This is a genomic window from Nonomuraea sp. NPDC049784, assembly GCF_040659615.1.
Lineage (GTDB): Bacteria > Actinomycetota > Actinomycetes > Streptosporangiales > Streptosporangiaceae > Nonomuraea.
The window spans coordinates 1-19,892 of record NZ_JBFAMX010000158.1 but is presented as its reverse complement, the minus strand read 5'-3'; the positions used below and the strand labels follow the sequence as shown (position 1 = coordinate 19,892).

19 protein-coding genes are annotated in these 19,892 nt (G+C 70.9%); 11 read left to right on the top strand and 8 right to left on the bottom strand.

All coding sequences use genetic code 11. The features are described 5' to 3' along the window. The coding region (locus tag AB0J09_RS28500; RefSeq protein ID WP_360697533.1) for a helix-turn-helix transcriptional regulator at positions 1 to 1,472 on the top strand (1,472 nt) is incomplete at its 5' end. Here AB0J09_RS28500 and AB0J09_RS28495 read toward each other — a convergent pair. Next, positions 1,469 to 2,188 carry a hypothetical protein gene (locus tag AB0J09_RS28495; RefSeq protein ID WP_360697530.1) on the bottom strand — a complete coding sequence of 240 codons (720 nt, stop codon included), beginning with the start codon at positions 2,186 to 2,188 and terminating at the stop codon, positions 1,469 to 1,471. The two genes, AB0J09_RS28500 and AB0J09_RS28495, sit on opposite strands and share 4 nt — an antisense overlap. A 182-nt stretch (positions 2,189 to 2,370) precedes the next feature. Between AB0J09_RS28495 and AB0J09_RS28490 the strand changes: the two genes are divergently transcribed. Both AB0J09_RS28490 and AB0J09_RS28485 read left to right on the top strand, forming a co-directional pair. Beyond that, on the top strand, positions 2,371 to 3,411 hold the full coding sequence (locus tag AB0J09_RS28490; protein ID WP_360697527.1) for a sigma-70 family RNA polymerase sigma factor: 1,041 nt from the start codon (positions 2,371 to 2,373) through the stop codon (positions 3,409 to 3,411). Positions 3,412 to 3,473: 62 nt separating this feature from the next. Further along, positions 3,474 to 4,016 carry a dihydrofolate reductase family protein gene (locus tag AB0J09_RS28485; protein WP_360697524.1) on the top strand — a complete coding sequence of 181 codons (543 nt, stop codon included), beginning with the start codon at positions 3,474 to 3,476 and terminating at the stop codon, positions 4,014 to 4,016. 27 nt (positions 4,017 to 4,043) lie between these two features. On the opposite strand, the gene AB0J09_RS28480 is transcribed toward AB0J09_RS28485, so the two are convergent. Continuing rightward, positions 4,044 to 5,222 (bottom strand): FAD-dependent monooxygenase, encoded by a 1,179-nt coding sequence (locus AB0J09_RS28480; RefSeq protein WP_360697521.1) that lies wholly within the window; start codon positions 5,220 to 5,222, stop codon positions 4,044 to 4,046. 109 nt (positions 5,223 to 5,331) lie between these two features. Between AB0J09_RS28480 and AB0J09_RS28475 the strand changes: the two genes are divergently transcribed. After that, entirely contained in the window at positions 5,332 to 6,030 is a 699-nt protein-coding gene (locus tag AB0J09_RS28475) for a helix-turn-helix domain-containing protein (protein WP_360697518.1), read from the top strand. A gap of 55 nt (positions 6,031 to 6,085) precedes the next feature. On the opposite strand, the gene AB0J09_RS28470 is transcribed toward AB0J09_RS28475, so the two are convergent. Next, on the bottom strand, positions 6,086 to 7,417 hold the full coding sequence (locus AB0J09_RS28470; RefSeq protein ID WP_360697516.1) for an aminotransferase class I/II-fold pyridoxal phosphate-dependent enzyme: 1,332 nt from the start codon (positions 7,415 to 7,417) through the stop codon (positions 6,086 to 6,088). A gap of 34 nt (positions 7,418 to 7,451) precedes the next feature. Here AB0J09_RS28470 and AB0J09_RS28465 point away from each other — a divergent pair, with 34 nt between their 5' ends. The 7 genes from AB0J09_RS28465 to AB0J09_RS28435 all read left to right on the top strand — a co-directional run bounded on the left by AB0J09_RS28465 (position 7,452) and on the right by AB0J09_RS28435 (position 14,241). Then, positions 7,452 to 8,081: an FMN-binding negative transcriptional regulator gene (locus tag AB0J09_RS28465; protein ID WP_360697513.1), complete on the top strand. Its 630-nt coding sequence runs from the start codon at positions 7,452 to 7,454 to the stop codon at positions 8,079 to 8,081. A gap of 72 nt (positions 8,082 to 8,153) precedes the next feature. Next, on the top strand, positions 8,154 to 8,609 hold the full coding sequence (locus AB0J09_RS28460; protein WP_360697510.1) for a transcriptional regulator: 456 nt from the start codon (positions 8,154 to 8,156) through the stop codon (positions 8,607 to 8,609). Positions 8,610 to 8,681: 72 nt separating this feature from the next. Next, positions 8,682 to 9,572 (top strand): ABC transporter ATP-binding protein, encoded by an 891-nt coding sequence (locus AB0J09_RS28455; RefSeq protein ID WP_360697507.1) that lies wholly within the window; start codon positions 8,682 to 8,684, stop codon positions 9,570 to 9,572. After that, on the top strand, positions 9,569 to 11,143 hold the full coding sequence (locus tag AB0J09_RS28450) for a polyketide antibiotic transporter (protein WP_360697504.1): 1,575 nt from the start codon (positions 9,569 to 9,571) through the stop codon (positions 11,141 to 11,143). Before AB0J09_RS28455 ends, AB0J09_RS28450 begins: the two co-directional genes overlap by 4 nt. Before the next feature lie 79 nt (positions 11,144 to 11,222). Continuing rightward, positions 11,223 to 12,635 carry an AlkA N-terminal domain-containing protein gene (locus tag AB0J09_RS28445; protein ID WP_360697501.1) on the top strand — a complete coding sequence of 471 codons (1,413 nt, stop codon included), beginning with the start codon at positions 11,223 to 11,225 and terminating at the stop codon, positions 12,633 to 12,635. A gap of 45 nt (positions 12,636 to 12,680) precedes the next feature. After that, positions 12,681 to 13,943 (top strand): MFS transporter, encoded by a 1,263-nt coding sequence (locus AB0J09_RS28440; protein ID WP_360697498.1) that lies wholly within the window; start codon positions 12,681 to 12,683, stop codon positions 13,941 to 13,943. Then, complete coding sequence (locus tag AB0J09_RS28435) at positions 13,933 to 14,241, top strand: antibiotic biosynthesis monooxygenase (protein ID WP_360697495.1); 309 nt, start codon at positions 13,933 to 13,935, stop codon at positions 14,239 to 14,241. The genes AB0J09_RS28440 and AB0J09_RS28435 overlap by 11 nt, the downstream gene beginning before the upstream one ends. A 260-nt stretch (positions 14,242 to 14,501) precedes the next feature. On the opposite strand, the gene AB0J09_RS28430 is transcribed toward AB0J09_RS28435, so the two are convergent. The 5 genes from AB0J09_RS28430 to AB0J09_RS28410 all read right to left on the bottom strand — a co-directional run bounded on the left by AB0J09_RS28430 (position 14,502) and on the right by AB0J09_RS28410 (position 19,666). Beyond that, entirely contained in the window at positions 14,502 to 15,017 is a 516-nt protein-coding gene (locus AB0J09_RS28430; protein WP_360697492.1) for an ATP-binding protein, read from the bottom strand. 218 nt (positions 15,018 to 15,235) lie between these two features. Further along, positions 15,236 to 16,603 carry an SUKH-4 family immunity protein gene (locus AB0J09_RS28425; protein ID WP_360697489.1) on the bottom strand — a complete coding sequence of 456 codons (1,368 nt, stop codon included), beginning with the start codon at positions 16,601 to 16,603 and terminating at the stop codon, positions 15,236 to 15,238. 37 nt (positions 16,604 to 16,640) lie between these two features. Beyond that, positions 16,641 to 17,123, bottom strand: a complete 483-nt coding sequence (locus tag AB0J09_RS28420; RefSeq protein WP_360697486.1) for a GNAT family N-acetyltransferase — start codon at positions 17,121 to 17,123, stop codon at positions 16,641 to 16,643. A 30-nt stretch (positions 17,124 to 17,153) separates the two neighbouring features. After that, a complete protein-coding gene (locus tag AB0J09_RS28415) occupies positions 17,154 to 18,776 on the bottom strand; it encodes a hypothetical protein (protein WP_360697483.1) in 1,623 nt (540 codons plus the stop codon). Then, positions 18,773 to 19,666: an ABC transporter ATP-binding protein gene (locus AB0J09_RS28410; RefSeq protein ID WP_360697480.1), complete on the bottom strand. Its 894-nt coding sequence runs from the start codon at positions 19,664 to 19,666 to the stop codon at positions 18,773 to 18,775. The genes AB0J09_RS28415 and AB0J09_RS28410 overlap by 4 nt, the downstream gene beginning before the upstream one ends. Positions 19,667 to 19,892 lie beyond the last annotated feature (226 nt).

The following is a 19,892-nucleotide window of genomic DNA, read 5'->3' as shown; positions in this document are numbered from 1 at the left end:
CCGAGCCCCTGGCGAGGGCCGCGATCGAGGCGGGCGCGGGCGTCGCCGCGGTCGCGCTGCTCGGCGAGGTGCTCATGGTCCTGGGCGACGCGGACTCGGCGCTGGCGACACTGCGGCGGGCGGCTCGCGACGCGGTCACCGAGGCCGATCGCGCCCAGTACGCCTTCAGCCTGGGCATCAACCTGGCATGGGCGGGCGCGGACGCCGGGGCGTGCGAGGTGCTCGACATGGCCACGCGGACGCTGACCGAACCCGCCTGGCTCCAGGAGGCCCACGTCTACCGGGCCGTGACCGACTGCTTCGCCGGCCGGCTGACCGGGGCGGCGCGGTCGCTGGCACGAGCTCGCATGTACGGGCCGATGTCGGTGCGCGCCGACGCGCACGCGGCGTCCATGGAGGCGTGGGTCGCGGCGTACTCGGGGCGTGCCGAGTCCAGCCTGGCCATCGCCGGGCGGACGCTGCCCGTCCTGGAGAGCTGGCGGGACGAGGCGCCGCACGCGCTGCCGAGCTTCCTGGACGCGCTCTGTGCCGCGCAGGCGTTCTCCGGGCGGCTGGACGCAGCCGCCAGGACCGCGGAGCAGGGGATGGAGCTGCCGGCGGCCGAGCTCTCCGTGTCGGGGTTCGCGGCCTACCGGGCGATGGTCAGCCGGTTGCGCGGGGACGTCGCGGGCGCGCTGCGCTGGTGCGGGGACGACCTGGCCAGGATGCCCGCCCGGGAGCCGTACCTGGGGCGGGTGCTGGCCGAGCAGGCGCACGCGCTGGCTCTGCTGGGCCGTACGACGCAGGCTCGGGAGGTGCTGGCGGAGTCCTGGGCGCCGGCGTCCAGGTGGGCGTTCACCCGGCAGCACGCGATGCAGGCCGCGGTGTGGGTGGCCGCGGTGGACGGCGACCTGGACGGGGCGGTACGGCTCTGCCTGGAGGCCGTGGACCACGCGGAGAAGCACGAGCTGCACGGCAACATGATGTTCGCTCTGCACGACCTGGTGCGGCTGGGAGTTTCGGCGGCGGACCGGCTTTCCGCGCTGACGGATCGGGTGGACGGGCCTCTGGTCAGGCTTCTGTCCAGGCACGCGCGGGCCGCCGGCGACCCGGCTTCGCTGGGGGCGGTGGCCGGGGAGTTCGAGCGGCTGGGGCTGCTGCTTTTCGCGGCCGAGGCCACGGCGCAGGAGGCGGCGGCGTACCGGGACGCGGGTCGCGGCACGCTGGCCAGGGGCGCGCAGACCAGGGCGTGGGCGCTGTCCAAGCGCTGCCCGGGTGTGTCGACTCCGGCGCTGGTGGAACTGGCCACGCCTGAGCTCACGCCGCGCCAGCGGGAGATCGTCCAGCTCGCGGCGGCCGGTCTGACGAACCGCCAGATCGCCGACCGGCTGACGTTGTCCACACGTACGGCCGCCAATCACCTGCAGGCGGCGTACGACAAGCTGGGCGTGAACGACCGCACGCAGGTGGGCCGGCTGCTGGCGTCTCTTTAGATCAGCTTCAGCAGGCCGTCGTACAGGGTCTGCCGCTCGTCCTCGGAGAGGATCTCGTACGGCGCGGCGGCCCGTAGGTTGGTGTCCGCCTCGATCCGGGCATGGACGGGCCCGTCCCGCAGGCCGACGATCTCGGCCGCGGACAGGCCCTCCGCCTGCCAGGCCGCGGCGTGCGCGTCGGCTCGGTGGTATCGGAGTGCGGCGAGCCGGTTGAACAGCAGCACCCCGGGCGCGGCCCCGTCGGGCTCGTAGGGGGGCGCCATCAGCGCCAGCGCGCCTCCCGGCACGCGTTCGGCATGATCGAGCACCCTGCCCGCCAGCCGGGCCAGCCCGGGCAGGTCGTGGCCGGCCCAGATCCGCTCGACCACGGCGCCGTGCACGTCGTACAGGCGCCGGATGAACTCCAGCCCCGCTGCCGTCACACTCAGCACCCCATCACCGTCCTCGGTCAGGGTCCCTTCGCGGAGGTGCTCCTGGATGAGGGACTCGCGCCCGTCGGCGTCTCCGTACCGGTAGATCGTGCTGAGGTCGGTTCGGGTCAGGGACCGGAGGGGCACCGTGAACCGCAGGTCGGGCAGGAACCCCGGGCTCATGCCGGAGGTCTCGGGCAATTCGGTGACCGCCCTGCGAGCCGAGGCGTGCACGTTGACGTGGGCCGCGTCGATGGCGGGCGCGATCGCCGCCGCATATCCAGACAGTTCCTGAAATTTCGGCATCGGCCGCCATTATGCCCTTCGCGTAGGGTGCAACGATGAGTTTTCGCCGCCCGCCGCCTCTGTACATGTAGACAGTCCACGCACGGCGCGGGCCGGTGTTCGGTGACATCCAAGCGTCGCGGGCATCGCGCGGTGCGGACTGCCGCCGGCGATTGATGGCATCGGTGCCGATCGGAGGGCGGTTGTTGGGCAGGGTTGACGACGACGCGGCCGTGGCGGCGGCGCGGGCGGGCGACGAGGCCGCGTTCGCGACGCTGTTCGAGCGTCATCGGCGGGAGCTGCGGGTGCACTGCTACCGGATGCTGGGCTCGTTCGACGAGGCGGAGGATCTGGTGCAGGAGACGTTTCTGCACGCCTGGAAAGGTCTCGGCGGCTTCGAGGGGCGCTCGACGTTGCGGGCCTGGCTGTACCGGATCGCCACGAACGCGTGCCTGGACGCTCTCGACGGCCGGGCCAGGCGGGTGCTCCCGCACCACCTGACGGCGCCGTCGGATCCGAGCTCCGGGCCGGTTCCTCGTACCGACATCGCATGGTTGCAGCCGTTTCCGGATCGGCTGTGGGAGCCGGTCGAGCCGAGCGAGGCGGAGCCGGACTCCGCGGCGGTCGCCAAGGAGACGATCGAGCTGGCGTTCCTGGCCGCGATCCAGCATCTGCCGCCCCGCCAGCGGGCGGTGCTGATCTTGCGCGACGTGCTCGGCTGGTCCTCGAAGCAGGCCGCGACGCTGCTCGACGGCAGCGTGGCCTCGGTCAACAGCGCTCTGCAGCGGGCCCGCGCGACGCTGAGGGAGCACCTGCCAGAGCGCCGCCTGGAATGGGCGCAGTCGCCGGAGACCAGCGAGCAGGAGCGGGCGGTGCTGCGGCGGTACATGGACGCGGTCGAACGGGCCGACCTCGCCGCGGTGGCCGACCTGCTGGCTCAGGAGGTCCGGACGACGATGCCGCCGTGGCCGATCTGGTTTCAGGGGCGCGACCAGGTCATGGCCGCGCTCGCGGCGAGCTGGGACGTCGGCTCGCCGGACTATGTCGGCCGGTTTCGCATGGTACCCATCCGCGCCAACGGGCAGCCGGCGGTGGCGTCCTACGTCCGGGGTCTCGACGATCTCGCCTATCACGCCTTCGCGATCGGTGTGCTCCGGATCGAGGACGGTCACATCGCGGAGATCACCGCCTTCCACGACACCGGCCTGTTCCCGGCGTTCGACCTGCCGGTGGAGCACCGATGAGTTTTCCCGCGATCCGCCGTCACGACAGAGGTCAACCACATCGATCTCGACGGAGGTAGATCATGGGCAAGGTCCTGTATTCGGCCACCATGTCGCTGGACGGCTTCATCGCCGGCCCGGCTGGTGACATGTCCTGGCTCACCGAGCACATCGGGCCCAACCCGATGGTGGAAGAGGTGATCGCCGAGATCGGCTCGCTTCTCGTCGGCAACCGCACCTTCCGCGGCGACGATCCGCACAAGGGCACGGACAAGGAAGGCAAGCCGTTCGGCGGGGGGTGGAGCGGGCCGCAGTTCGTGCTCACCCACGACGCCCCGGCCACGCCGGTGCCGGGTGTCACCTTCGTCGGTGACCTCGGCGAAGGCGTCGCGGCGGCCAAGGCAGCCGCAGGCGACAAGTACGTCAACCTCCTCGGCGCCGACGTCGCCCGGCAGTGCATCGACGCGGGCTTGCTCGACGAGATCCTCGTGTTCATCGCGCCGGTCCTGCTCGGCGATGGCGTCCGGTTGTTCGGCCACCCGGGTGGGACCAACGTCAAGCTCGAACGCATTCGCCTGGCTGAAGCACCGAATGCGACGTGCCTCTGGCTACGCGTCGTCCGATGAGCCCTCATCGCCCTCCGCGAGCCGGGATCACGCCGCCGCGGCCGCCGGCTCGCGGCGTGGGACGAGGCGGTTGCGCACCCAACTCGCGGCAGCGGCGGCAGGCCAGAACCGGGAGGCCAGGTTCCGCGCGTCGATGCCGATCCGGGTGGCCGGGACCATCAGCGAGGCGGCCGCCGCGACGTTGTCCTGCCTGGAGTCGACCAGAGTGCGGTGCTCGGCCTCGTAGCGGGCGAAGGCCGCCTGAGGGTCGCCGGGCGAGGCCGCCAGCTCCTTGGCCAGGGTGTAGGCGCCGGACATGGCCAGCGTGGAGCCGTCGCCGAACAGCGACACCGAGGAGGCGGCGTCGCCCAGCAGCGCCACACGGCCGTTGTGCCAGCAATCGATGCGCACCTGGCTGACCGAGTCGAACCACAGGTCCTCGGCGGCCCGGGCCCGCTCCAGCAGCTCCGGCACCTGCCAGCCGGCGCCGGCGTAGGCGTCGCCGAGGATGCGCTTGTGCTGCTCGGTGTCGCGGTGGTCGAAGCCGTCGACGGCCGGGCCGCGGAAGATGAAGGCGGCCAGGGCGCGGCCGCGGACCGGGTGGATGGCGACCATGCGGCCGGGCGAGTTGTAGATGACCACCTCGCTCCGCCGCTCGGCCGGGCCGTCCAGCGGCATCGTGGCGACGTAGAGGCCCATGTGGCGGACGAAGGCGCTCTCGGGGCCGAAGGCCAGCCGGCGCGTCATCGAGTGCAGCCCATCGGCACCGACCACCAGGTCGAACCGGCGCGGCGCGGCCTTCTCGAAGGTGACCTCGACACCCGTGTCGTCCTGGCTGATCGCGGTCATCGTGTCGCCGAACAGGTACTCGGCCGAGTCGCGACCGGCCTTGTACAGGATGGTCGCCAGGTCGGTGCGGGTCACCTCGACCTCGCGGCTTCCACTGGCCCGCTGCATGGCCCGGGTGTTGACGCCGCCCACCCGCCGGCCCGCGTCGTTGACGAAGGCCATCCCGGTCGCGGTGGTGGCGGCGTCGCGCAGCCTGTCCATCACACCCATGCGCTCGGCCACCTCGACGGCCGGGCCGCGGACGTCGACCGGGCTGCCGCTGGAGCGCAGCCCGGCCGCGCGCTCGACGACGGTGGGGCGGAAGCCCTGCTCGGCCAGCCAGTACGCCAGGGTGCTGCCGGCGATGCCGGCTCCGGAGATCAGAACCGTGGGGGACATCTCGTGCTCCTCTCGTCTTGTGACGGCACTAAACTTATGACTTATTTAGAAATTTAGTCAACAGATATAGTCTAGTTGACTAAATCTGAAATCTGGTCATAATGCTGGTGTGAGCGAACGACTCCGGGATCCCGACCAGCGGGCCGAGCGCGGGACGCGCATTCTCGACACGGCCGCCGACCTGCTCCTGCGCCACGGCTACAGACGAGTGACCATCGACGACGTGGCCGCCAGCGCCGGCATCGGCAAGGGCACCGTCTACCTGCACTGGAAGACCCGCGATCAGCTCTTCGGCGCCGTCCTCACGCGCGAGGTCGGCTCAGCGATCGAACAGGTACGGCAGGCCCTGCTGGAGGATCCGCAGGCGTGCCGGCTGCACCGCTTCGCCCGCGCCTACTTCCTGGCCATCACGTCCAGACCGCTGCTGCTGGGCTTCCTCCTGGCCGACCCCGAGCTGCTCGGCAAGCTCACCGGCTCCCCCGATCGCGAGGAACGGCACGCCAAGATGGGACGCGGCTACCTGGAACTGCTCGCCGGGCAGTGCCTGCTCCGCGCCGACCTGGACGTGGACCAGCTCGGCTACGCCTACCAGGCGACCTTCGAGGGTTTCCTGCGGGCGGAGGCCGGCGCCCCGGCGGACGGCCGGGAGCAGCGGGCCGACCTGCTCGCCGTCACGGTGCGGCGGGCGTTCGAGAGCGATACGGCGCCCTCCGACGCCGCGCTGCGCGACCTCGCCACCGCCGTCGCAACCCTGTTCGGTGACGTGGTCGACGCCGACCGCGCCGAAGCCGGCATCCCCAGCGCCTGATCTGAGCCCGGCTGGTTGTGCCTGGCCTCCACGAGCCGATGCGCTGCGGGAAGGTCTAGCCGTACGGGCCGCCGTTTGAAGCCGGGCGCACGGCGGCGGCGAGGTCGTCGGCGAGCCGGTCTATCTCGTCGGCGTGCAGGGGCGAGACGGTCAGGCGCAGGGCGGGCGGCGTGCCGATGCGGTTGCGCGCGCCGGGCGCGGCGGCCCAGCCGCGGGCCAGCAGGCGGGTGATCGCGGTGGCCTCGTCCGCGACGGGGACCCACACGTTGAGCCCGCTGCGCCCGTGCGCGCGGATGCCGCGTCCGAGCAGCGCCGTCACCAGGCCGTCCCGGCGCCGCCCGTACGAGGCCGCCACCGCCGCCGTGTCCACCGCGTCCGTCCGCCAGAGATAGGCGACGGCGCGCTGCAGCAGGTGGCTGACCCAGCCCGCGGCGAGCCGCTGGCGGCCGCGCAGCCGATCGAGCGTGACCGGATCTCCGGTGATCAGGGCGACGCGGAGGTCGGGGCTGAACGCCTTGGCCGTCGAGCGCATGAGCACCCAGCGCCGCGTGACACCCGCCAGGGAGTGCAAGGGAAGGTCCACGAAGCCGGAGCCGTGGTCGTCCTCGACGAGCAGCACCTCCGGGTACGCCGCCAGCAACTCGCGCAGCACATGCGCGCGTTCGCCGGAGACGGCGGCGCCGGTCGGGTTCTGGGCGCGGGCCGTGATCACCACGGCGCGGACACCTGCGCGCAGGGCCCGGCCGAGCTCCGCGGGCAGGGGGCCTTCGTCGTCGAGCCGCATCGGCACGGGACGCAACCCCATGACGGCGACCAGATCGAGCAGGGCCGTCCAGCCGGGATCCTCCACGGCCACCGCGTCGCCGGGGCGCAGGCAGGCGGCCAGCACGCGTTCGGCCGCGTCGAGGGTGCCGGAGGTGACCGCCACCGGCGCGGCCGGGATGCCGTCCGCGCGCATGCGCTCCCCGGCCAGGATGAGCAGTTCCTCGTCGTCACCTGTGCCGTACATGGCGGGCCGCTCCTCGTGCGCGCGGGCCGCGGCGGCGAGGGCGTCCCCGAGCGGCGGCAGGAGGGCCGGATCGGGGTTGCCCTTGGACAGGTCGCGCACGCCCGGGGGCACCTCGATGCGGATCTCCTCCCGGAACGTGCTCGCCGGTCGCGGCCTGACCCGGGTGCCCCGCCGCCCGGCGGTCTCGATGACGCCCCGCTCGCGCAGCAGCCGGTACGCGGCCGCCGCCGTGCCGGCGCTGACCCCGGCGCCGGTGGCCAGCTCGCGCACAGGAGGGAGCATCGCGCCTGGTGGCAGCCGCCCCTCGGACACGGCGAGCTCGACCCCGGCCGCTATCTCGCTGGCCGTCCCACCGCCAATCAGGTATTTTTCTGGCACAAACTACATTATGTACTAATACAAAGAGGCACGAGTGCTCATTCATCCTTGGGACGCGGCACATGACGGCGACGAATGGCGGACCTGGCTGCGTACGCGCGACTTCGGCCAGCTCGCCGTCAACGGCGTGGACGGCGGACCGCCGATCGTGGTGCCGACGCATTTCCTGTTCGACGGCGACAAGGAGGTCCTGCTCCACCTGGCCAGGCCCAACCCGATCTGGGCGGCCCTGGAGGCCAACCCGGTGACGGTGGTGAGCGTGCACGACGACTACGCCTACATCCCCTCGACCTGGCGCTCCGACTCCCCCGATGAGGGCGTGCCGACCAGCTACTACGCCTCGGTGCAGCTCACCTGCCGGGCGCGGATCGTGGACGACAAGGAGGGCAAGGCCGACATCCTGCGCCGCCAGCTGGCCCACCACCAACCCGACGGCGGGTACGGCGAGATGGCCGCGGACGCGGGGCCGTACCGCAGGATGTTGTCGGCGATCCGGGGGCTGCGGCTGGAGGTGGTGGGTGCGCGGGGCAAGTTCAAGTACGACGACCATCGGCCGGTCGAGTTCCGTGAGCGGATCAGGGAACGGCTCGCCGACCGGGGCCTGCCGGGGGACGAGGGCGCGAAGGCACAGCTGGCCAGGCGAATGACCCGCTCGACCAGCTGACCGCTTGCGATGCCAGCAATTTCAGTTTAGTCTGAAATTGCTGGGCAAGATGGTGAACGTTAGGATGACCGCATGAGCACGCAGGACGGCCCCGACCGCGAGCGGGTGCTCGCGTGGGTCGAGCGGGTGGCGGCGTTCGTCTCTCAGGAGTGGGGCCTCGCCCCGATCACGGGCCGCGTCCTGGGCTGGCTCATGGCCTGCGACCCGCCGGCGCAGACCGCGAGCGACATCGCCGAGGCCATCGGCGCGAGCCGCGCGTCGCTGACGACGAACATGCACCTCCTGACGTCCATCAAATTGATCCGGCGGTTCCGCAAGCCCGGGGAGCGGAACGTCTACTACCAGATAGAGGACGACGCCTGGTCCAAGGTCATCCGGCAGAAGCTCGCCGCGTTCACCGCGTTCGACGAGCTGGCGGCGGAGGGCATGCGGCTCGGCTGGACCGACGAGGCGCAGACCAGGCGCATCGAGTCGGCCAGGACCGCCATCGCCGGCCTTGCCAAGGTCCTCGACCAGGCCTCCGACTGAACCCCTGAGCGGACGCGGCGGGCTTCCGGGCCGCGCCGCGATCCCGCCATGCCTTCTCAGAAGGAAACACCCATGGACGACTTGATCTCGGTCGCCGCGCTGACGAAGTCGTACGGCGCGACCCGCGCACTCGACGGGCTCGACCTGTCCGTACGCGCCGGCGAGGTGCACGGCTTCCTCGGCCCGAACGGCGCGGGAAAGTCCACGACCATCCGCATCCTCCTCGGTCTCATCCGGGCCACCTCCGGCACGGTCAGGCTGCTCGGCGGCGACCCGTGGCGGCAGGCCACCGAGCTGCACCGGCGCCTGGCGTACGTGCCGGGCGACGTGACCCTGTGGCCCGCGCTCACCGGAGGCGAGGTGATCGACCTGCTCGGCCGGGCGAGAGGCGGACTCGACCAGCGACGCCGCGCCGAGCTGATGAACAGGTTCGAGCTCGACCCGCGCAAGAAGACCCGCACCTACTCCAAGGGCAACCGCCAGAAGGTCGCGCTGGTCGCCGCGCTCTCCTCCCGGGCCGAGCTGCTGATCCTCGACGAACCGACCTCGGGCCTCGACCCGCTGATGGAGGATGCCTTCCGTACGAGCGTGGCGGAGGAGAAGCGCGGGGGCCGCACGGTCCTGCTGTCCAGCCACCTGCTCTCCGAGGTCGAGGCTCTGTGCGACCGGGTCACCATCATCCGCGCGGGGCGCGCCGTGGAGTCGGGCACCCTCTCCGACCTGCGCCACCTCACCCGTACCTCGATCACCGCCGACCTGGCGGGCTCCCCCGGCTCCGTTCGCGACCTCCCCGGCGTACACGACGTGCGGGTCGAGAACGGCCGCCTCACCTGCCAGGCCGACTCCGACGCGCTCGACAGGCTGCTCGCCCGCCTGTCCGCCATCGGCGTACGCGGCCTGACCTGCAGCCCGCCGAGCCTGGAAGAGCTGTTCCTGCGTCACTACCAGGGGGCTGCGCGATGACCCTGCTGCTCAAGCTGGCGGTCCGCGGGGAACGCGTGCGCTCGGCCGTCTGGATCCTCGTCATCGTCATGCTCGGCGCCGGCCTGGTCTCCTATATCCAGGGCTATTTCCCCACCCAGGAGGCGCTGCGCACGTACGCGCGGGTGATCTCCGGCAACCCGATCTTCCTCGGCCTCGGCGGCCCCGTGACCGAGCCCTCGATCGGCGCGATGGCGGCCTGGCGGAGCGGCGGGCTGCTCTTCCTGCTGACCGCCTGGATGGCCTTGACCATCGTCATCAGGCATACCAGGGCGGAGGAGGAGTCCGGGCGGCAGGAGCTGATGCTGTCCGGCGTGATAGGGCGGGCCGCGCCGCTCACCGCGGCCCTCGTCACCGCCGCCGTCGCCGCGCTGCTCGCCGGAGCGCTCACCTCGGCCGTGCTCATCACGATCGCCATGGAGGCGGCCGGATCGCTCGCGTACGGGGCCGCGATCACTGCGGCGGGCTGGGTCTTCGCCACGGTGGGTGCGGTGACCTCGCAGCTCGCGCGGACCACGCGTACCGCGACCAGCCTCGGGCTGCTCGTGCTCGGCGTGTCCTACGTGCTGCGCTACGCCGGCGACGCCTCCGGCGTGAGCTTGCTGACGTGGGTGTCGCCGCTGGGCTGGAGCCACCTGGTGCGCCCCTACGCGGCCGACCGGTGGTGGGCGCTGATCGTGTCGCTGCTGGTGACCGCTGTCCTGCTGGTGCTCGCGTACGGACTGTCCGCGCGTCGCGACCTGGACTCCGGTCTGCTTCCCGTACGCCCCGGGCCGGCCGCGGGGCCGTACCTGAAGGGGGCGTTCAGCCTGGCCTGGCGGCTGCAGCGCGGCATGCTGGTGAAGTGGGCCGTGGGCGTGACGGTGGCCGCGGCGCTCTTCTCTAGCCTCAGCAACGTCGCGCCCCGCCTCGCGGAGCAGCCGGGGCGGGTCCTGGACGCGTTCATCCAGCGGTACGGAGGGCCGTCGGGGGATCCGGTGGACGCGTACCTGTGGATCATCGTGCTCCTGCTGGCGTACACGGTCGCGCTCTACCCCGTGCTCGCCACGCTCAGGCTGCACCAGGAGGAGTACTCCGGCCACGCGGAGGCCCTGCTGTCCACCGCGGTGAGCCGGCTCCGCTGGGCGGCGGCTCACCTGGTCGTGGGCGCGCTCGGCACGCTGGTGCTGCTGGCCCTCGGCGGGTTCGTCACGGGGCTGGTCTACTCGCTGGCCATGGACGAACCCGCGGTGGGCAGGATGACGTCGGCCGCGCTCGAGCACGTGCCGGCGGCCTGGCTCGTGGGGGCGGTCGCCGCCTTCGCCGTGGGGGTGCTGCCGCGGGTGTCGGTGGCGCTGTCGTGGACGGTCTGGGGCGTGGTGATCGTGGCCGGTGACCTGGTGGGGCCGCTGATCGGGCTGTGGGGGTGGAGCCGGATCGAGCCGTTCCACTACACGCCCAACACGGTGTCGGGAGAGCCGTTCAGCGTGGCGCCACTGGCCGTGATCCTGGCGCTGGCCGCGCTGCTCACCACCGCGGCGCTGATCCGCCTGCGCAACCGCGACCTGGGCTGACATGACGTACGGCGTCCCTGACGGTTGATGTCCGATCGTCACTAGTGGGCGCGGCCGGGAAACCGGAAGAGTAGGCCACATGCTCACAGACGAGGACGCGTACTCCGTGCTCAGAAGCCGGGACGGCCGTTTCGACGGCCGGTTCTTCGTCGCCGTCGTGACCACCGGCATCTACTGCCGCCCCAGTTGCCCGGCCGCGCTGCCCAAACGCCAGAACGTGCGCTTCTACCCATCCTCCGCGGCCGCCCTGGAAGCGGGCTTCCGCGCCTGTAAACGCTGCCGGCCCGACACCACCCCCGGCTCCCCCGAGTGGAACGTCCGGGCGGACGTGGTGGGCCGTGCGATGCAACTGATCGCCGACGGCCTCGTGGACCGCGAAGGAGTCGGCGGCCTGGCCGCCCGGCTCGGCTACAGCGAACGCCAGCTGCACCGGCAGCTCACGGCCGACCTGGGCGCCGGCCCGCAGGCCCTGGCCCGGGCCCAGCGAGCGGCCAACGCCAGGACGCTCCTGGAGACCACGGATCTGCCCGCGAGCGAGATAGCGTTCGCGGCCGGCTTCTCCACAATCCGCCAGTTCAACGACACCATGCGGAAGTTCTACGGCGTGACGCCCACCGCCCTGCGGGGCGCCCGCTCCACCGGCCGTCCCCCGGGCGCGCTGCGCCTGCGCCTCGCCTACCGCCCGCCTCTGGACCTGACGACCCTGTTCGCCTACCTCGCCGCCCGAGCGCTGCCCGGCCTGGAGGACGCCACCGCCGGCTACTACCGCCGCTGCCTGAACCTCCCCCACGGCCTGGGCCTGGTCACCCTACGCCCCGCGGACTCGTACGTCTCCTGCGAACTGCACCTGGAGGACCTGAAGGACCTCTCGGCGGCGGTACGCCGCTGCCGCCGCCTCTTGGACCTCGACGCCGACCCGCGTGACATCACCGATCACCTCACCCGCGACCCTCTCCTGGCTCCCGCGGTGGCAGCGGGTCCGGGCCGACGAGTGCCCGGCCATGTGGACGCGGCGGAGATGGCCGTACGCGCGATCCTGAACGAGGAGACGACCACCGGCAGAGCCCTCCTCACGCGCCTGGTCCACGCCTATGGCACCCCGCTGTCCCGACTATCACCACCGGTGGATCCGACCGCCCTGGGCGGCGTCACCCATGCCTTCCCACGCATGGAGGCGCTGGCGGATTCGGACGCGCCGGCTCCGGTGACCGCCCTGGCCCGGGCGTTGCTCACCGGCGTTCTCCACCTCGGCCCGGAAACCGGCCGCGACCAGATCGAACGCGAGCTCCTTGCCATACCGGGCGTGGGCGCGGAAGCGGTGCCCCGGATCCGTATGCGGGCCCTCGGCGACCCCGACGTCTTCCTCCCCGCGGAACCAGCCGTACAGGAGGGGCTACGGCACCTGGGACTCACGGCGGAGCACGCGCGACGCTGGCGGCCGTGGCGCTCGTACGCGATGCAGCACCTGAGCGCGACGTTCACCGAACGTTGAGCGCCACACCTCACGATTCCGCCGTCCAAAGGAACCCCTCGTTTCGTGTCGACCTACCTGTCCCTCCTCAAACGCAGGCGCGACTTCCGCAGCCTGTGGCTGGGCGCGTCCGTCTCCGTGATGGGCGACAGCATGACGTTCGTCGCCCTCTCCTGGCTCGTCCTGGCCCAGCCGGACGGAACGGCGAACCTGGGCATCCTGGCCGTCTGTTACACCGCCCCTGTCCTGGTCGGCGGCCTGGTGGCGGGCCCGCTGCTCGATCGGTTGGACAAGCGGACAGCCCTGATCGCCGACAGCGTCCTGCGCGGCGTCGCGGTCGGATCCATCCCCTTCGCCGCAGCCGTCGCGACCGTGCCGACCTGGCTCCCCTTCCTCGTCGCCGCCCTCTACGGCCTGCTGAAAATGCTCCCCATGGCCGCCGTCCCAGCCGCCATCCCTGACCTGGTCGCCCCGGAGGAACGCGACGCCGCCAACGCGCTGGAATCCGTGAGCTACTCCTTGTCGGGAATCATGGGCTTCACCTTGGCCGCTCCTCTCCTGGAGACCGTCGGCCCGGCGAACATCCTGGCCCTGGACGCCGTCACCTACGCCTGCTTCGCCACGGCCGTGGCCCTGATCCGTCACCCCCTACGCCCCCATGAAAGGCCAGAAGCCGGGACAGCCCCCAAGACGGTCTTCCGCGACAAGGTGCTCATCAGCACCACGCTGGCCTTCATGGCGTTCAACCTCGCCGAGGGCGCGATGACCATGGTCGTCGCGCCCTGGCTGGCCAAAGAGCGCCTCCCCGGCGGCGGCGCCGCCCTCTCCCTCCTCCTGGCCGCCTTGTCGGCGGGCGAACTTCTGGGCGGGCTCGCGGCCGGCGCCTGGCGCCCCAGAGCCGGCAGGCTGGTCGCGATCGCCCTGGTCGAGCTGGGGGCGGCGGCAGGCTTCCCGGCAGTCCTGGGCTCCCCCGGCTGGATCCCGGTGGCCACGGGCTTCCTGGTCATCGGCGCGTTCAGCGCGCCCATGACCGTCTGGGCGCAGTCACTGCGCATGGAGCGCATCCCGCCATCCCAGCGCGGCCGCGTCTTCAGCGTCTTCCGCACGATGATGCAGGCCACCCCGCCCATCGGCGCCGCCCTGGTCACCCCGCTGCTGGTATCCGGCAACCTGGCGGGAGCCGTGACCCTGATGACCGCTCTGGCCGCTCTCCCGGCCTTCGCCCTGCTACTCGTACGCGAAAGCCACGAATCCCCTCAGACGCGCGCCATCCGTCAGACTTCTCCACAGGACACCCGGGCACCCCGAGGAGGCAACGTTGATCGCTAGGATCTGGCACGCCACCGCCACCCCCACTGGAGCCGAGGCCTACCAGCGGCACTTCACGAACGCGGTCCTCCCCGAACTGCGGCAGCTCGACGGCCATCAAGGCGCCTACCTCCTCCAGCGCGCCACGGCCGACCATGTGGACATCCAGGTCGTCACCCTCTGGGAGTCGCTCGAAGCGATCGCGGACTTCGCCGGGCCGGACCTCGACACGGCAGTCGTCGAACCGGATGCACAGGCCGCCCTCCTCACCTACGGCACGACCGTCACCCACCACGAGGTGCTCGTCGCCGCGCCGTGAAGCATCATCGCCGTACCGGAACCCTCCGGCGAGCGCCAACTTCGCAACTGTGGATAACCGGCTCCCCCTGTGGATAACTTCACCCTCGCGCGGCCCTCACCGGCGCCGCCCGACACCCCATCGCCGACCGCCCCACAAGGCCCCAGCCCCGGCAGATACCGCGAAAGCGGGCCTGACGGACCCCCCGTACGACCCGGGAAGCCTCCACGCTCCAATGCACAAACCGGTGCACACAGCCTGTGGATGAAGATGGCCGACGGCTAGGCGTGACCCACGCCGGCCGCGACGATCCTGGCCACCTCGGCAGGCTGCAGCTCCGTCGTGTCGACGACCCGGCCTTCGCGGCTGAGCCAGGGAAAAGCGTCCTCGTACACCGGCAAATGCTCGAGCCGCCACCCGCTGATCGTCGCCGAGTCGCCGTTGATCCGACGGGCGAGCGTCGCCTGGTCGGTGTGCAGCACGAAATGGTGAAGCGGAATCCCGGCTTTCCCCAGGCCGGCGTGGATCTCCCGCCAGTACTCCTCGACCAGCACGGTCTGCGGCATCACGAGCACCCCGCCCAGATAGTCGAGCAGCCGCACCGCCGTTTCCACGACGAGAGCCCGCCACGGGTTCCAGTGCTGGAAATCCCCCACCGGGGGCATGTCCGAGACGGTCTGCAACATCATGCCGACCTGCTCAGGATCGAAGTAACGAGCACCGGGAATGAGCGGGACGAGCTCGTTCGCGGTGCTCGTCTTCCCCGCGCCGAACGTCCCGTTCAGCCAGACAATCATCGTGGATCACCAATTCCAGTACGAGCGTGCCTCCGACAGCCAGTTCTTCGGGAAATGCTGCTGGATCTTGAACGCCATGCCAAGGCCGCGAGCGCCGTGATCATCGTTGTCCCTGCGACGAGGAACGGCCTCGCCCCCACCATCTGGATCTTCACCGGCAGCACGTTATCGGGCCCGCCGACCGGGACGAGCCAAACATCCAGAATCTTCGAAGAGTCCTATTCCGCCTTCGGGGCCGTGCGAAGAAGGAACGCGACACCGTCGTGCTCGGGGATCTCCACCACAAGCCCGGTGCCGGCCAGGACGTCCGCGATCAGCTCCCGATCACCGGCCCATTGGAGCGCCAGCTCGTCCACCAGATCGCCGTAGGTGTCGAAGCAGGACGTGTGCGCCTGGGTGGTCCAGAAGACGGCCTTGGGCGCTTCCCCGGCCGGGGTCATCTCATAGACCTGTTCCCAGGCTCCGGAGGCGGTCGGCCAGAGGTCCGGCTCGGCGAGGTAGCCGTGCACGGCGAGCCGGTCGAATGCCCGTACGATCCGGCACAGGTCGGAAGATCGGTCGGCGGCCAGGCAGGTCACGACCCCTTCCTCCCGTTTGTTCAGGCCATGGACCGCGGCGAAGAGCGCGTCCATCGCGGCGTCGGCCTGCCTTCCCAGCTCATCGGCGTCCATGTCCAGCATCGCGTCGAACTCGTCGCGGTCCGCCTGTCCGGGAACGGAGACCACCAGGCCCGCCCGGGCGAACGCCGCCTGGATGTTGGAGGGCAGCCCGCCCCGCCACGCGATGGGCACATCCCTGACCAGCTCACCGTCCGGGGCGAAGCGGCCGTCGAGGTCGTCGGCCGGGCTCAGCAGGCCGCTGGTTTCGGTGTCGGAGGCGAAAAGCTTGGCGTCGACGATCTGCCAGCCCTCGCTCTCCAATCGGCTGAGAGCCTGGTCGAAACCGTCGCGCTGTGAGCGGTACGGCGAGGAGGCTTCCTCGATCGCGCTGGACAGCGTGTCGGCGATCTCCGCGCGGCGCTGTTCGAGGAACGCGCGCGTCTCGGCGATGTAATTCCGGCTCATCAGGGTGTCCATCACCATGGACCACCAGGCCTCGGCATCGTTGAAGGCATCCGGATCGACTTCCTTCAGTGAGAGCCACAGCTCCTGCGTATAGCGCTGAGCGGCCTCCGGGGACTCCCCGTTCAACGCCTGCTGGCGCAGTCTGATCCGGTAGAGGAACTCGAGGAAGTTCGCCAGGGAGCTGTTGACCTTTTCCGCCTGCGGCTTCTCGTCCATCGAGAGCAGGCCGACGACGCCGTTCTGGATGTCGAGGAAGTAGCGCATGCCCGTGTCCCCCGACGTCCCGCCGAGCGTGAGGACGTCGACATCGCCGTGGCCCGTCTTGAACACGACCAGAGAGCCCATCCGCGGTTCGGCTTCGATGAAGGTGGTGAAGGCCAGATCCGCGCGTACCGGCAACCCGACCTCGGACAGGATCCGTGTGTCCTCTTCCGACACGCCCTTCTCGCGGCACCGCTCGGCGTCCATCAGCAGCAGGCCTTCGTCACCGAACGCTTCGACCATATCTTCGTGCGTGACCACGATTCAGCACCTTGTCGTTGGGATGCACCGAGGACCCCTAAGCGTATGGGATCTTGAGTTCCCAGCGGACCTCGCCGTCGTGCCATTGATCAGTGCGGCGCAGGCCGGCGGAGGCGGCGACGGCGGCCGAGGCGGCATGGTCAGGGTGGATATGCGCGATGACCGTGCCGACCCCCTTCTCCGCGAGCCGGCCGACCAGGGCCTTGGCAGCCGCGGTGGCCAGTCCGCGGCCCTGCCAAGGCGTCCCGATCACCCATGCGATCTCAGCGGAACCGCCGTCGATCGTCGCCTGCACGTACCCGACCAGGCGTTCTTCCTCGCGCGACCAGACCACCCAGTTGCGCCAGCCGGGCGGCCCGGCGACCAGCCGCTCGTAGCGGACGCGCAGCTCCTGCGCGGTGAGAGGCACCCCGCCGATGAACGTGTGCAGTGCCGGGTCGGACAGCACGACGGCCATCTCGTCGGCGTGCTCCGGGCGCAACGGGAGGAGAACGAGCGCAGGGGTCTCGATGCGGTCCACGCGGCCACGATATTCGACCCACACGATCCCCTAACCCGAGGCGAGATCGCGGCGGCGCAGGCCGTACAGGCCGAGGAACATCAGCGCGGCGGCGAGTGCTGTCAGCACCACCGTGGCCACCGGGGCGAAGGCCCCCAACGGATGCCAGGGAAGGTGGGACAGCACCGACGTGTTCACCAGCCATCCGGGCACCTGCATGTAGGGCCCCAGGATCTGCATGAATCCGCTGTACACGACCACGGCCCAGCTCACGCTCATGGCCCGCGGGGCGAGCCCGAGCAGGGCGGCGGGGACGGCGAGCAGCACCAGCACCTCCGGGGTGCGGCGCAGGCTCGCCCAGATGACCTCTCCCGCGAGCCCGGGATCGCCGGTCGACACGGCGGCGCCGATACCGAGCGCGGCGCCGTACACCGCCGGCAGTACGACCACAGCGAGCGCGGTGACCAGCAGGGACGACCAGAACCACGTCGATCTGCCGGTCGGCCCGGCCAGCACGGGACCGATCCGGCCGCGCACCTCCTCCGTCCGGAGCCGGATGACCGATAGGACCGCGAAGACGCCGGTGTAGAGGGACCCGGTGAACACCATGAGGCTGAGCCAGGCTCGCCCGAAGTCCGCGCCCGAGAAGATGGGGAGATCGGTGTTCGCCATCCCGCCGGTCATGGCGCCCAAGACGAAGCCGATGGCGACGAACGCGGCTCCCCACCCGACGATGGCCGCCTGCTGGAGCCTCAGAGCGAGCGCGAACGGCGAGCGCAGCCAGGAAGGCGCCGAGGCCCGGCCGGGACGCGGGGCCATCAAGGAGGCGCCGAGATCCCTGCGGCTTGCCAGGGAGTACGCGCCCGCGACCAGCAGCCCTGCGAGAAGTACGGAAAGGCCGAGCGGCCACCAGCGCTCGTCGGCCAGCACCCGGGTCTGCTGTGACCAGCCGATCGGGGACAGCCAGAACAGCGGACCGCCCTCCTGGCTCTGCATCGCTCCCGCGCCGCGAAGCAGCCACACCGCGATGAGCACTACGCCCGCGAGCCCGTTGGCGCCTCTGGGGTGCTCGGTGACCTGGGCGGTGACCGCGGTGACCCCGGCGAACACCAGCCCGGCCGCGGCGAGGGAGACGCCGAACAGCAGTGCGCTGCCGACGGGAAACCCGATGCTGATCGTCGCGGCGGTGGTGAGGATCGCGAGCGCGGCATTGCTGATCAAGGCGACGATCAGCGCCGCGGTGAGCTGGGCGTGCCGGCCCACGACGGCCGCCCGGATGAGCTCAGCCCGGCCTGTCTGCTCTTCTGCCCTGGTGTGCCGGGTGATGAGCATCATGTTCATGATCGCAGCGGCCAGCAGGAACTCGACCCAGTAGGCGGCGAGGAAGTAGCTCCGCGTGGTGACGTCGCCGAAGAGGGGCCCGCCGAGCACCCTCATGAACGAGACCCGGATCATCTGCGAGGCTTCGGCCAAGGCCTCAGGCGTCGGGACGACCGAGGTCACGGCGGCGTAGTAGAAGCGTGGGACGAGGGCCGTGATGGCGACCAGCCAGATGGTGAGCTTGATCCGGTCGCGGCGCAGCGCCAGCCGTACCATGGCGCCGGTGCCGGTCAGGTGGCTGCTCGCCGATCTCGATCCGGTACGGCTGCGCGCCGGGGAAACCGTGGTGGTCATGCCGCCTCCTTGTGCCCGTAGTGCCGGAGCATGAGCTCCTCGAGCGTCGGCGGGTGGCTGACCAGCGACTTGATGCCGAACCTGGTGAGGTGCCTGATGGCGCCGTCGAGGTGTTCGGCGTCCACGCTGAACCGCACGCTTCCGCCCTCGATCTTCTCGTTGTGGACGCCCGGCAGCTGGTCGAGGCCGGTGACCGGGGTGGCGGTGTCGGCCACGATCGTCGTACGGGTCAGGTGCCGCATCTGCTCCAGCGTCCCCGACTCCACGACTTTCCCGTCCCGGATGATGGTGATCCGGTCGGCGAGGGTTTCGACCTGGGCGAGGATGTGACTGGACAGCAGGATGGTACGGCCGGCGGCTTTGGCTTCGGCGACGACCTGCTGGAACACCGCCTCCATCAGCGGGTCCAGCCCGCTCGTGGGCTCATCGAGGATCAGCAGTTCCACGTCGGCGGAGAGGGCTGCGACGAGGGCGACCTTCTGCCGGTTGCCCTTGGAGTAGGTCCGCGCCTTCTTCTTCGGATCGAGCTCGAACCGCTCGATCAACTCGTTCCTGCGCTTGTCGTTGAGCCCGCCACGCAACCGGCCGAGCACGTCAATGGCCTCGCCTCCGGTGAGGTTGGGCCACAGCTCCACATCGCCCGGCACGTACGCCAGCCGCCGGTGCAGCGCGACGGCGTCGGCCCAGGGGTCGCCGCCCAGCAGGCCGGCGCGCCCGGAGGTGGCTCGTATCAGGCCCAGCAGGATGCGGATGGTGGTGCTCTTTCCCGCCCCGTTCGGGCCGAGGAAGCCGTGCACCTCTCCGGTGCCGACGGTGAGGTCGAGCCCGTCGAGGGCTCGTGTCGGCCCGTATGCCTTGACGAGCCCTGAAGTGGCGATGGCAGCGATCATGGGTTTCTCCGAATTGCGGGTCTCGTTCGACGGGTAAGGGTGCCGACGCGCTTCAGGCCCCGGAGGGACGCGGGCGGCTCATGCGAGGCCGGCGATCCGTGCGTCGAACTCGCGGTCGGTAAGGGACCTGTTGAGCGCCAGGAGAGCTTCGGCCTGCCAGCCCACGACGTAGCGCGTCTCCGGCCGGTCGGACTCGACGGCCTGCCGGATCGCCGTCGCGACGACG